Below are 13,115 nucleotides of genomic sequence, written 5' to 3'. Positions count from 1 at the left end.
TTGTGTCTTTCTTGCTCTGAGTTTAACCGCAGCTGGTTTATTTCGAGCAGGGTTTAGAAGAATATTTTTTAGACGGGTCCGCTTAGTTCTGATGGCGATTGCACATGGTTACACCGGAAGTCTTGGGAAAGTTAGATATTTTGAGGTTGATGCGTGAATCTTTATAAGAAGTTTTTTCCAAATCAGCGCTTAAGGTTAAAGATTTTGCACCTGCTTAAACCAATCCCCGACTCAGCTATGATACGAGTTCAATATTTTATAAAGACTGGTCGGTTTCTTAATTTGAAAGATCCTGCTCGATACACAGAAAAGATCCAGTGGTATAAGCTTAATTATAAAGATGAAAGGATAAAGGCTTGTTCTGATAAATATGATGTTCGAAGTTATGTTTTTTCAAAAGGGCTGGGGAGAATACTAAATCCTTTATATGGCGTTTGGCATTCGTTGGAAAGTTTTGATGTTTTAGAATTGCCTCAAAGTTTTATGCTTAAAGCCACGCATGGTTCTGGCACGAACCTTTTAGTTCGTGATAAGGGAGATTATAGCCAAGATGATCTGAGAAAGATTGTTAGGGAGTGGCTTTCCCATGATGCTGCCTGTGTCGGAAGAGAGTGGGGTTATAAGGGAATCAAGCCAAAGATTATTGCGGAAAAGATTCTGCCAAGAGACAAGAGGGGTGACTTGCCTGACTACAAGTTCTTCTGTTTTTCAGGGAAAGTCTATTGTCTCTATGTAATGCGTGACTATACAGATGACCACGCGCGAGGACAATTAGCATTCTTTGATAGAGATTTTGAACCTCTACATGTCTATCGTAAAGACTTTAGACCATTGGTCGATGAGGTTGAAAAGCCAAAAAACTTCCGAGCAATGGTGGAGATTGCAGAAATCCTGGCTGCAGAATTTCCCCATGTTCGCGTGGACCTCTACAATATTGATGGTGATATATTTTTTGGGGAGATGACATTTTATAATGCCAGTGGCTATACCTTGTTTGATCCCGATAGTTTTGATTTTCAACTAGGTCAAAGATTCGAGTTAAAACGTATCTCGTGAAAAATATCTATCAGGTTAAAAGCGCTGCAGCTTACAGGCGAATATGGGTTTCTTATTTTTTTGTTAAGGTGTTCTATCTTTTTTTTGCGAAGCTTGTGTTTGCAAAGTTAACCACTCTGGGGGATACGTTTCGGTACTTGAATGGCCCGACTGCTTTTCAATCGAACTGGCTGCTCTCATCGACGGCAATGATGGATACGGTTGCATCTAGTTTTGCTGTGGTTTTGGGAAAGTTTTTGGGTAGTTTTCCATTTTTGATTATATCGTTCTTCGGTGTCTACTACCCCATTTCAAAGTTGAATATCAGCAAAAAAAACTTGCTGATATTGATTGCCTTTTTGTCTTTGCCCAGCTTTGGTGTTTGGACTTCAATCGCATCAAAAGAAGCTGTCGGCGTCTTTTATATGGGCGTTATTCTGGCTGCATACATGGACCTTTGGAATCGGGAGCGTATTTCTAATAAAATTTTGTTGGTCTTTGCTGTTTATCTATGTTTTATTTTTAAGCCTCAGTATATGATTGGAATTTCTGCGCTTTTTTTGTACACGTATATTGGCAGGCGCTTTTCAGTCGGCGCCGCTGAGAAGCTAGTTGTGTTTATACTCTCAGTTTTGATTGCGGTTTTGGTACTTTATTATTTTAGAGATGAAATTGATCGTTTGTCTAAGATTATGCCCCTGCATTTTTCAGAGCGTGGAGGAGCTACTCGTGAGAACACAATATGGGTCGAGCAATATGATTTTTTTAAGAATGCGTGGTATGGGATGTATATCGGATTTGTCGGCCCAACTCTTGATGAAGCATTTTCAAAAGCCACTCACTTAATGGCTTGGTTAGAAAGTATGACAATATTGACAGGATTTTTTTGGTGTATGTATAAGTATTTTTATGTTTCGCTTCGCGTTTCACGTTTTAATTTGATGTTTTTATGTGGCTTTGCGCTAGCTTCATTTTGGATTTTGTTTGTTCATTATCCTTTTTCCGCCATAAATCCAGGTAGTGCTATTAGGTATCGAGAGTCGTTCTATGCCTTTCTTGTAATTCTGTTCTATTTTATGTATTCGAATGCTATCTCCCCATATGTGTGTCAATCTAAGTCTCGAAATTATAATCCAGGTGGCTCTCATTGAAAGTCTGTTTTTTAGCTAATACTGCGTGGTATCTTAAGAACTTCCGAGAAACAACTATCAATGCTTTTATTGAGAGTGGGCACGAAGTTTCCTTGCTGTGTCCAGAGCGGACCGGAAATGAGCTGCTTAACGAGCTTTCATGTAAGGTTTTCACCTTTAATTTAGATAACGTAGGCACCAACCCTGTGCGTGAAGCTCAATCGTTGCTCCAGGTTTACGCATGTATAAAAAAATTAAAGCCTGATCTGGTGTATACATTTAACCCAAAAACAAATCTCTACGGTTTGCTGAGTTGCCGATTGCTTGGCATTTCCTGCATTCCAAATGTCTCAGGTACGGGTAATGCCGGTGAATTATCGGGTTGGAAGGCGCTTGTTTACCGTTCTGTGTTGGGAGTCGCTTTCAAGTCCGCCAGCCATGTTTTTTTTCAGAATAATAGTGATATGAACGAGTTTCAGCGGTTCGGGGTTCTGCGAGATGGTCGCTTCAGTAGGTTGCCCGGTTCGGGGGTGGATGTTGATCGGTTTTGCCCCAGTGTGAAGGCTGGCAGGAAACCCTTCATCTTTTTGTTGGCTTGTCGGCTTATTGTGCAAAAGGGCGTGATTGAGTATCTGCAGGCAGCTGAACGCATTCTAAACGATAGGGGCGATTGTCAGTTTTGGTTAGCGGGTGTCGCAGATAAGACGAAACGTGCCGTACCCCGCGAGTTTATCTCAGACTTCGAAAAGCGAGGCATTATCAAATTTCTTGGTAATGTGGGGCAGATGGAAAAGGTCTTGCGTGAGGTAGATTGTTTGGTTTTACCAAGTTGGTATCCAGAAGGTGTTCCACGGACCTTGCTTGAGGGCGCCGCGGCCGGGAAACCTCTGATCACTACGGACCGCCCGGGTTGTCGAGATGTGGTAGTTGAGGGGAAAAATGGTTTTTACGTGGAGGTTAAGTCTGTGAACTCACTTGTGAATGCCATGGAGAGGGTTCTCGAGCTATCAGGTGAAGAACTAGAAGCGATGGGGAAGGCCTCTCGGTCTCTTGCAGAAGACGTGTTTGACGAACGAAAAGTGATAGGTGAGTATTTGAAATTTGCTGAGATCAGGCGTCCAAGCGAATGAGAAGTACCGTTGGTTAGTGGCACTCCGGCCGAGGTTTTGTGTGTTTCTAAAATGTTCGGTACATCATGTTCGTAGTCTCCAAGGTTGCCATTGCTCTGATTTCTCCTTTGGGTTTCTCGCTCTTTGGTGGTTTGCTGGCTCTTGTTGTAGCTCTTATGGGGCGCCAACGTCGTTTAGCCGTGTGGATTGGTGCTTTGGCGTTAACTTGGTTGTGGTTCTGGTCCTTGCCTTTGGCTAGCCACTGGGTACGCGGCTACCTGGAAGATCAACACCCGCCCACGGCGGTTCATGAAGTTCCCCAGGCGGAGGCTATTGTGGTGTTGGGCGGCGGCGTGTCGCCTGCGGGCCACGGTGATCTGTATCCGAACCTGGAGTCCGGTGCTGATCGGGTTTGGCATGCCGCCCGGTTGTTTCATGCTTCTAAAGCACCGCTAGTGTTGCTAATCGGTGGCAGCGATCCTTCGCACAGTGCTGCGTCTGAAGCTGAAGCTATGGGCCAGTTTATGCGGGATCTGGGAGTTCCCGGCCAGGCCTTGGTTCTGGAAAATCGGAGCCGGAATACCAGCCAGAATGCAGAGTATTCTGCTGAGATTCTTGCAGAGCAGGGCGTTAACCGGATTCTGCTGGTTACTTCTGCCTATCACATGCCAAGGGCGAAGGGATTATTCGAGGCTCAGGGCCTGGAGGTTATTCCGGTTGCTACCGACCACGAGGTGCTGTCCCGGCCTTTGTGGCGAAACCTGCTCCCTGAAACCAGTGCGCTGGATGGAAGTAGCCGGGCGATCAAAGAGATTGTCGGGCGTTTGGTGGGGCGCTAACTATCTCTTCCGTATTTTTTGTGTCTTTTCGTGGTTTTCGTGGCCAATAAATTCTAAAAGGTTCTCTGATGCTCTCTGCTGATAATCGGCGCTACCCGCAACTTCTCGACCAACTCCCCAAACAACCCAAAACCTGGCTAATCACCGGCGCAGCCGGCTTCATCGGCTCCAACCTGCTGGAGCACCTGCTGAAGCTGAACCAGCGCGTGGTCGGGCTGGACAACTTTGCCACCGGCTATCAGCGCAACCTGGACGAGGTTCGCAGCCTGGTGTCTGCAGAGCAGTGGGCGCGGTTTCAGTTTATCGAGGGCGATATCCGTAATCTTGAGGATTGTGCCCGCGCCTGCGAGGGCGTGGATTACGTGCTGCACCAGGCGGCACTGGGTTCGGTGCCCCGGTCTTTGAATGACCCCATTACCACCAATTCGGCCAATATTGATGGTTTTCTGAACATGCTGGTGGCAGCGAGGGATGCGGGGGTGAAGAGTTTCACTTATGCGGCGTCCAGCTCTACCTATGGCGACCACCCGGCGTTGCCGAAGGTGGAGGAGAACATTGGCAAGCCGTTGTCGCCTTATGCGGTCACCAAGTATGTGAATGAGCTGTATGCGGAGGTGTTCGCCCGCAGTTACGGCTTCAAGGCCATTGGCCTGCGTTACTTCAATGTGTTCGGCAAGCGGCAGGACCCGGACGGTGCCTATGCCGCCGTTATCCCGAAATGGACCGCCGCCATGGTGCGCGGTGAGGATGTGTTCATCAACGGCGATGGTGAAACCAGCCGGGATTTCTGTTTTATCGAGAATGCGGTGCAGGCCAACCTGCTGGCGGCCACGGCGGAGGATTCTGCCAAAAACGAGGTTTACAACGTGGCGGTGGGTGACCGCACTACGCTGAATGATCTGTTCGCGGCGCTGAAGAGTGCCCTGGCGGAGAATGGCGTGGTGTACGACAAAGCGCCGGTGTACCGGGACTTCCGGCCGGGGGATGTTCGGCATTCTCAGGCGAATATTGGTAAGGCGGCGAGTAAGCTTGGTTATGCGCCGGAGTTTAAGATTTTAGAGGGGATTGCCAGGGCCATGCCTTGGTATCTGGAGCATTGAGCGGGCAGGGTAACCGGGTGATTTGTCTGTCTCCGCCGGATGATTTCAGCCAGCGCCTGGTGTGAGGCCCATGTGCTGGTGTTGCCCTCTTACCGCGAAGGCATGCCCCGCACCGTTCTGGAAGCCGCCGCCATGGGCCGCCCGGCCATAGTGACCGACGTGCCCGGCTGCCGCCATGCCATAGAGCCGGAGGTGACCGGTTGGTTGTGTGAGGTGCGCAGTGCGGAGTCTTTGGCCGGGGTTATGCGGCGGGTTGTGGGGATGGATGCTGCTGAGGTGCAGAGGGCTGGGGATGCGGCTCGGGGGAGGATGGAGCGGGAGTTTAGTGAGGATTTGGTGGTTCGCGCCTACTTGGAGTGTTTATGAAGGTTTATGATGTATTCAACGGCGACGCAGACGGAATCTGCGCGCTGATTCAACTCCGCCTGGCGGAGCCGTGTGATTCCACTCTGGTCACCGGTGTTAAGCGGGACATCGCATTGGCTCAGCGAGTGCCGGCGGAATCGCCTGCCCGGGTAAACATTCTGGATATCAGCCTGGACAAAAACCGCGAAGCGGTGGATGGCTTGCTAGCCGCAGGCTGTTCGGTGTTCTATGTGGACCACCACTTCCCCGGGGAAACCCTGCCGGATGCGCCGGGCTTTACCGCGTTGATTGATACCCAGCCCACCACGTGCACCAGTTTGTTGGTGGATCAGCATTTGGCCGGGCGGTTTCATAACTGGGCTATTGCTGCGGCGTTTGGGGATAACCTGAATGCGGTGGCTGAAGAGCTGGCTGCAAAGGCGGGATTGAGTGCTGAGCAGGCTGAAGCCCTGAAGACTCTGGGTGTATGCATCAATTACAACGGCTACGGTGCCACGCTGGAGGATTTGCACTTTCATCCGGCAGATTTATACCGGGAGTTTGTGCAGTTTGACGACCCGCTGGATTTGATTGCCAGCGAGCCTGCTGCCTGGCAGAAGCTACGGGATGGTTATCAATTGGATATGGCCGAAGGGCTGGCTGCGCCGGTGCTGAATGAAACGGCAACGTCGTTGGTGGTAAAGTTGCCCGACCAAGCCTGGGCCCGTCGGGTGAGTGGCGTGCTGGGTAATGAGCTGGCTAACCGTAACCCGGATAAGGCTTGTGCCATTGTGACCGAAAAGGCCGATGGTGCTTATCTGGTGAGTATTCGTGCGCCTTTGAACAACCGCACCGGGGCTGATGACGTAGCGCGGCAGTTTCCGACCGGTGGCGGGCGTAAGGCGGCGGCCGGGATTAATGATTTGCCGGCGGAGCAGTTGGATGCGTTTGTTGGCGTGATGTCTGAGTTTTGGGCTGACTGATTTTTTGCCACGAAATCCACGAAAAAACACGAACAAAGAATACTGATTAGATAAAGAAAAGCGTTTTTGTCTTTTATTTCGTGTTCTTTCGTGGATTTCGTGGCCAAACAAATAAATGGAAGAGTAATGACTTTAACACCCCCCAAGAAAACCCACCTCAAGCAGCTTGAGGCAGAGTCAATTCATATCATTCGAGAAGTGGCCGCTGAGTTTGATAACCCGGTGATGCTGTACTCCATCGGTAAAGACTCCGCGGTGATGCTGCATCTTGCCATGAAGGCCTTCGCGCCTGGCAGGCCGCCGTTTCCCCTGATGCATGTAGACACCACCTGGAAGTTTCGGGAGATGATCACCTTTCGGGACAAGATGGCTGAGAAGCTGGGTATGAAGCTGATTGTTCATACCAACCAGGAAGGCGTGGAGCAGGGCATTGGGCCGTTTACCCATGGCAGTGCCAAGCACACCGATGTGATGAAAACCCAGGCGCTGAAGCAGGCGCTGGACAAGTACGGCTTTGATGCGGCCTTTGGGGGCGCACGGCGCGATGAGGAGAAGTCCCGGGCCAAGGAGCGGGTGTATTCGTTCCGCGACAAGTTCCACCGCTGGGACCCGAAAAACCAGCGCCCGGAGTTGTGGAGCCTGTACAACGGCAAGGTGAACAAGGGCGAGAGCATTCGCGTGTTCCCGCTGTCCAACTGGACTGAGTTGGATATCTGGCAGTACATCTATCTGGAAAATATCGACATTGTGCCCCTGTACTACGCGGCCGAGCGCCCGGTGGTGGAGCGCGACGGCACGCTGATTATGGTGGACGACGACCGTATGCCGCTGGAACCGGGCGAAACGCCGGAAATGAAGATGGTGCGCTTCCGCACTCTGGGTTGCTACCCGCTGACCGGCGCGGTGGAATCCGAAGCGGCGACCTTGCCGGACATCATTCAGGAAATGCTGCTGACCACTACATCCGAACGCCAGGGCCGGGTGATTGACCACGACGGTGCAGCCTCTATGGAACAGAAGAAGCGGGAGGGCTATTTCTAATGTCGCACGCATCGGTTTTGATTGAAAAAGACATCCTCGCGTATCTGGACCAGCACGAGAATAAAGACCTGTTGCGGTTTTTGACCTGCGGCAGTGTGGACGACGGCAAATCCACCCTGATTGGCCGTCTGCTGTTCGATTCCAAGCTGATTTTTGAAGACCACCTAGCGGCGTTGCATAAAGACAACGAGCGCCAGGGTAATGCCGGCGAAGCGTTGGACCTGGCCCTGCTAGTGGACGGCCTGGCTTCCGAGCGGGAACAGGGCATTACCATTGATGTGGCCTATCGTTACTTCAGCACCGATAAGCGCAAGTTCATCATCGCGGATTGCCCGGGCCACGAGCAGTACACCCGCAATATGGCCACCGGTGCGTCTACCTGCGACCTCGCCGTGGTGATGATCGACGCCCGCAAAGGTGTGCTCACCCAATCCCGCCGGCACAGCTTTATTGTCAGCCTGCTGGGCCTGAAGCATGTGGTAGTGGCCATCAACAAGATGGATCTGGTGGAGTTCAGTGAAGAGCGCTTTAACGAGATCCGCGCCGAATACCAGAAGCTGGCCGATCAGTTGGGTCTGCAAGACGTTTACTATGTGCCAATTTCCGCCCTGAACGGCGACAACGTGGTAAACCGTAGCGAGCAAACGCCCTGGTACCACGGTGAGACCCTGATGACGATTCTGGAGCAGGTTGAACTGCGTAAAGACCAGAACGTGGAAGATTTCCGTTTCCCGGTGCAGTTTGTGAACCGTCCGAACCTGGATTTCCGGGGCTATTGCGGCACCGTGGCCAGTGGTGTGGTGCATAAGGGCGATGAGCTGGCGGTGCTGCCGTCTGGCAAGGCTTCCCGGGTGAAGGGTATTCACACCTACGAAGGCGAGGTTCCCCGTGCCTGGCCGGGCGATGCGGTGACCATCACCCTGGAAGACGAAATTGATATCTCCCGGGGCGATTTGCTGGTGCACGCTAATCAGCAGCCGGATATGGGCCAGCGTTTCGCCGCCCATGTGGTGTGGATGAATGAAAAAGCCCTGGTGCCGGGCCGTGAGTACGGCATCAAAATCGGCACCAAGGTAACCGGCTGCTTTGTGAACAAGGTGCTGGAAGAGGTGGATGTAAATACCCTGGAGCGCAGCACCAACGTGGCCGGCGGGCTGGAACTGAATGCCATTGGCCTGTGTGATGTGGAGCTGTCTGAGGCTGTAGTGGTTGAAGACTACAAAAACCACCCGGGTACTGGTGCGTTTATCCTGATTGACCGGCTGACGAATGTGACCGTGGCTGCTGGGATGGTTGAGCGGGCACTGGACGCTACCGGGGAGTTGCCGAAGCGAGAATATTCGGAGGCTGAGCGGAATCTGAATAAGTTTATCCGTGAGAATTATCCCGAGTGGGGGTGTAAGGCGGTATGAGCAACATAGTCTGGCACAACCACAAAGTTACCCGCGCGGACCGCGCCAGTAACAAAAACCAGAAGCCCTGCCTGCTCTGGTTTACCGGCTTGAGCGGCAGTGGCAAATCCACCATCGCCAATGCCCTGGACGTTGCCCTGCACGAGCGGGGCTATCACACCTTCCTGCTGGACGGCGACAACGTGCGCCATGGCCTGTGCAAGGATCTGGGTTTCTCCGACGACGACCGGGTAGAAAATATCCGCCGCATTGGCGAGGTGAGCAAGCTGTTTGCCGATGCCGGCCTGATCGTGCTCAGCGCCTTCATCAGCCCCTTCACCAGCGACCGCCGCCTGGTACGCAACCTGTTCCCGGCTGGCGAGTTCATTGAGGTGTTCATGGATACCCCCCTGGACACCTGCGAAGACCGGGACCCGAAAGGCCTGTACCAGAAAGCGCGGGCAGGTGAGATCAAGCACTTCACCGGCATTACTTCCCCCTATGAGACTCCGGAACGCCCGGAAGTTCGGCTGGACACTTCTGCCATGACGGTGGAGCAGTGTGTGGAGTCTCTGATCGAATACCTCCGGCACCGCGAACTTATTAAATAACGGGGTCAGACCCCCGATACATTTTGCTCCGGCAAATGTATCGGGGGTCTGACCCCAATTCAGGCTTGGTTGCATGGATTGGCAGGCTGTTCTTACTTTGATGACGCTGGCAGGGGTGCTGGGCACGCTGGCGCTTACCCGCATAGCGGCCGATTTGGTGCTGATGTCGGCGCTTGCGTTGTTGTTGTTCACCGGGATTCTGGGGCCGGTTCAGGCGCTGGCAGGGTTTGCTAATCCGGGGGTGATTACCATTGCTACCTTGTACGTGGTGGCGGCCGGCTTGAAGGAAACCGGGGCGGTGCAGTGGATTGCCCGCATGCTGTTGGGGCACCCGAAATCCCAGCGTGGCGCGCAGGTACGGATGATTGCGCCCACGGGTATTTTGAGTGCCTTTATGAACAACACGGCTGTGGTGGCGATGTTCATTCCGGCTATTCAGGACTGGGCCCAGCGCCTGGGTATTCCTGCGTCCAAGCTTCTTCTTCCCCTCAGTTACGCAGCCATTCTGGGTGGCACCTGCACGTTGATTGGCACCAGCACCAACCTGGTGGTGGATGGGATGTTGCAGAGTACGCTGGGGATCAACCTGGGGCTTTTTGAACTGGCCTGGGTGGGTATTCCGTTGCTGGTGATTGGCGGTGCCTTTCTGGTGCTGTTTGGCCACCGGTTGCTGCCAGACCGTGGCGGCATTTCTGAAGAGCTGGATCTGGTTCGGGAATACGGCGTGGAAATGGAAGTGGCCAGCCCTGGGCCGCTGGCGGGCAAAACGGTGGCAGAAGCCGGGTTGCGCGCGCTGAGCTATGGCTACCTGACGGAGATCGATCGCAATGGCCGGCTGATTACGGCAGTAGAGCCGGACAGAACCCTGCAGGCTGGCGATAAGCTGTACTTTGTGGGGGCGCCGGAATGTGCCAGTGAGCTGCGGCGGATTCAGGGGCTGAAACCTGCCAATGGCAGTGTGCACAAGCTGGAGGTGGAGAACCATCAGCGTTGCCTGGTGGAGGTGGTGCTGGGGCCGGAGTTCTCGGCCTTGGGGCAAACCATCCGCGACAGTCGGTTTCGTACCCGTTTTAATGCAGTTATTTTGTCGGTATCCCGCGAGGGCCGGCGGGTGCCGGGTAAGCTGGGTGATATTACCTTCCGCATGGGGGATACCCTGCTGCTGGAAGCCAGTGAACAGTTTGTGGCGCAATACCGCTTCCGCCGGGACTTTTTGTTGGTCAGCGCCCTGAACGATTCTACCCCGCCGGATTTTCACAAAGCGCCCCGTGCGCTGGGGATTCTGGGGGTGATGGTGTTGCTGAGTGCCTCCGGGCTGCTGTCGATTCTTGAAGCGGCTTTCCTGGCGGCTGGTGGCATGATTCTGGCAGGCTGCCTGACTGCAAGCCGCGCCCGCCGAAGTGTCGATTTGCCAGTGTTGGTGGTGATTGCAGCGTCTTTCGCGCTTGGCAATGCCATGACGGCAACCGGTGCCGCAGAGTGGGTGGCCAGCAGCCTGCTGAGCTTCGGCCCGCTCACGCCCTGGGTGGCGTTGGCTCTGGTGTATGTGCTGACCGCTGCATTCACCGAAATGATCACCAACAACGCTGCTGCGGTGCTGATGTTCCCCATCGCCCTGGCCATTTCTGAGCAGCTGGGTGTAAGCGTGCTGCCCTTCGCCATTGCGGTGATGTTTGCTGCTTCTGCTTCGTTTATCACGCCGTTGGGGTACCAGACCAACCTGATGGTGTATGGCCCCGGGCGGTATCGGTTTACGGACTATGTTCGGATTGGCACGCCGTTGTCGCTACTGGTTGGGGTTGTGGCGGTTGGGTTGATACCGTTGGTTTGGGGGTTTTGAGTCTGGTGCTACAAAAGGAATTCCAATTAACTCCAGGGAACAGGAGGCACTATGAAAAACATCATCATTTGTTCAGACGGAACCTGGCAATCGCCGGAATCCGACACCTCTACCCACGTTCTGCGCCTGGCTGAGGGCATTGCCCCGGAAGATGCGGCCGGTAACAAGCAGGTGGTGTTTTACGACTGGGGTGTGGGTTCGGAGGGGGACAAGTTCTCCGGCGGTATTACCGGCAAGGGCATCGACAAGAACATTCAGGATTGCTACCGCTTTGTGGTGCATAACTACGAGCCGGGGGATGCGCTGTATCTGTTCGGGTTCAGCCGCGGTGCCTACACGGTGCGCTCGCTGGCGGGGCTGATTCGCAACTGCGGGATTTTGCGGCGCGAGCATGCCGAGAAGGTGGGCCATGCCTATGCCCTGTACCGCAACCGAGGCCCGGCCTCTGCCCCCGGGCGGCAGAAGGCGGAGACCTTCCGCAAGAATTACGCGGTGGCGGATGTAAGCCGTATTCATTTTATCGGGGTGTTCGATACCGTCGGCGCCCTGGGCATTCCCGCGCCGTTTCTGGGTACCCTGGGTACCAGCCGCTACCTGTTCCACGACACCGAGCCCAGCCGCATCATCAACCACGCCCGCCATGCGGTGGCCATAGACGAAAACCGGCAGGATTTCGAGCCTACCCTGTGGAGCCCCAAGGCGGGGATTGATTTGAAGCAGGTGTGGTTTGCCGGTGTGCATACCGACATCGGCGGTGGCTACCCGGACCACGCCCTGGGCGATATCCCCGGAGAGTGGATGGCCAGGGAAGCCCAGGCCTGCGGCTTGGGCCTGGAACCCCACTTCCTCCTGCGCCTGAACCCGGATTATGCAGGGCGGCAGCATAATGAGTACAAGGGCTTCTATAAGGCCATGGGGCGCAAGCATGTGCGGGCGGTTGAGTCGGTGGTGCATGAAAGCGTACGGCGGCGGTGGGAGGATGATTCGGTGCGGTACAAGAGCCCTGGGTTGGGGGAGTTGGTTGGGCGTTTGGGGTGGGGTGGTGTGAGTTTGGTTGGTACGGATTAAAGGTTTTTTGCCACGGACGCTCACGGACAAGGAAGTGAATAGTTTTTTGTTTTTCGTCCGTGTGGGTCCGTGAGTGTCCGTGGCCAGAAAAGGAATTTCAATTAACTCCAGGGAATAGGAGGCACTATGAAAACGTCATCATTTGTCCGCTATTTGCGTTACAATGTCTGACAACGTAAGACAAGTGGAGCGCATCATGAAAACCGAGATGCTTAGTACCCGTATAGACCACGACACCAAGGTTGCGTTCTCGCACATTTGTGACGAGGTTGGCCTTAGCCCTTCACAGGCCATCAAGTTGTTTGCCCGGGCGGTTATTAATCACGGCGGCATCCCCTTTGAGATCAAGGTGCCTCAGCCGAACGAAACAAGCATTGCTGCCATGCAGGAACTCAGGGAAGGGAGGGGGCACCGTGCGGAGTCGCTGGATGGCCTGTTAGAAGAGCTCACGGATGGCAAAATCGCGCATGCACAGCCTTGAATAGAGTTATGGTGATTTCTGGTGTATGGAAGCAGGCTGAAGGGGTGGCGTATCCTGTTGGTTGATCACCGCCAAGATCACAACCAACAGAGGAATGATACGCCATGTCCGAGTCTAACCTGCATGCTCTTTCACAACCAGA

General features: G+C 53.7%; 13 protein-coding genes. All 13 read left to right on the top strand.

The window, feature by feature from the left end; all coding sequences use genetic code 11:
• The first annotated feature begins 153 nt into the window (after positions 1–153).
• The 13 genes from H3Z84_RS07075 to H3Z84_RS07015 all read left to right on the top strand — a co-directional run bounded on the left by H3Z84_RS07075 (position 154) and on the right by H3Z84_RS07015 (position 12,973).
• Positions 154–1,056 (top strand): ATP-grasp fold amidoligase family protein, encoded by a 903-nt coding sequence (locus tag H3Z84_RS07075; RefSeq protein ID WP_199456977.1) that lies wholly within the window; start codon positions 154–156, stop codon positions 1,054–1,056.
• The gene (locus H3Z84_RS07070; RefSeq protein WP_199456976.1) at positions 1,053–2,186 is read left to right on the top strand and encodes a hypothetical protein; all 1,134 of its coding nucleotides are present in this window, start codon (positions 1,053–1,055) and stop codon (positions 2,184–2,186) included. The genes H3Z84_RS07075 and H3Z84_RS07070 overlap by 4 nt, the downstream gene beginning before the upstream one ends.
• Positions 2,183–3,295, top strand: a complete 1,113-nt coding sequence (locus H3Z84_RS07065) for a glycosyltransferase family 4 protein (protein ID WP_199456975.1) — start codon at positions 2,183–2,185, stop codon at positions 3,293–3,295. Before H3Z84_RS07070 ends, H3Z84_RS07065 begins: the two co-directional genes overlap by 4 nt.
• A gap of 230 nt (positions 3,296–3,525) precedes the next feature.
• On the top strand, positions 3,526–4,113 hold the full coding sequence (locus H3Z84_RS07060) for a YdcF family protein (RefSeq protein ID WP_228285789.1): 588 nt from the start codon (positions 3,526–3,528) through the stop codon (positions 4,111–4,113).
• A 68-nt stretch (positions 4,114–4,181) separates the two neighbouring features.
• The gene (locus tag H3Z84_RS07055) at positions 4,182–5,213 is read left to right on the top strand and encodes an NAD-dependent epimerase/dehydratase family protein (protein ID WP_199456974.1); all 1,032 of its coding nucleotides are present in this window, start codon (positions 4,182–4,184) and stop codon (positions 5,211–5,213) included.
• A gap of 39 nt (positions 5,214–5,252) precedes the next feature.
• Positions 5,253–5,579 (top strand): glycosyltransferase, encoded by a 327-nt coding sequence (locus H3Z84_RS07050; RefSeq protein ID WP_199456973.1) that lies wholly within the window; start codon positions 5,253–5,255, stop codon positions 5,577–5,579.
• Positions 5,576–6,541, top strand: a complete 966-nt coding sequence (locus H3Z84_RS07045) for a DHH family phosphoesterase (protein WP_199456972.1) — start codon at positions 5,576–5,578, stop codon at positions 6,539–6,541. Before H3Z84_RS07050 ends, H3Z84_RS07045 begins: the two co-directional genes overlap by 4 nt.
• A 126-nt stretch (positions 6,542–6,667) precedes the next feature.
• Positions 6,668–7,582, top strand: coding sequence for a sulfate adenylyltransferase subunit CysD (gene cysD, locus H3Z84_RS07040; protein ID WP_199456971.1), 915 nt, complete (start codon positions 6,668–6,670; stop codon positions 7,580–7,582).
• Positions 7,582–8,994, top strand: coding sequence for a sulfate adenylyltransferase subunit CysN (gene cysN, locus H3Z84_RS07035; protein WP_199456970.1), 1,413 nt, complete (start codon positions 7,582–7,584; stop codon positions 8,992–8,994). Before cysD ends, cysN begins: the two co-directional genes overlap by 1 nt.
• Positions 8,991–9,584, top strand: coding sequence for an adenylyl-sulfate kinase (gene cysC, locus H3Z84_RS07030; RefSeq protein ID WP_199456969.1), 594 nt, complete (start codon positions 8,991–8,993; stop codon positions 9,582–9,584). Before cysN ends, cysC begins: the two co-directional genes overlap by 4 nt.
• Before the next feature lie 73 nt (positions 9,585–9,657).
• Positions 9,658–11,424 (top strand): SLC13 family permease, encoded by a 1,767-nt coding sequence (locus tag H3Z84_RS07025; protein ID WP_199456968.1) that lies wholly within the window; start codon positions 9,658–9,660, stop codon positions 11,422–11,424.
• Between the two features lie 51 nt (positions 11,425–11,475).
• Positions 11,476–12,492 (top strand): DUF2235 domain-containing protein, encoded by a 1,017-nt coding sequence (locus H3Z84_RS07020; protein WP_199456967.1) that lies wholly within the window; start codon positions 11,476–11,478, stop codon positions 12,490–12,492.
• A gap of 196 nt (positions 12,493–12,688) precedes the next feature.
• On the top strand, positions 12,689–12,973 hold the full coding sequence (locus tag H3Z84_RS07015) for a type II toxin-antitoxin system RelB/DinJ family antitoxin (protein ID WP_199456966.1): 285 nt from the start codon (positions 12,689–12,691) through the stop codon (positions 12,971–12,973).
• The last annotated feature ends 142 nt before the right edge of the window (positions 12,974–13,115 follow it).

Origin of the sequence: Marinobacter sp. bablab_jr003 (assembly GCF_016464245.1) — a bacterium.
Classification (GTDB): domain Bacteria; phylum Pseudomonadota; class Gammaproteobacteria; order Pseudomonadales; family Oleiphilaceae; genus Marinobacter; species Marinobacter vinifirmus.
The sequence above is the reverse complement of the archived record's forward strand: the minus strand, read 5'-3'. Positions and strand labels throughout refer to the sequence as shown.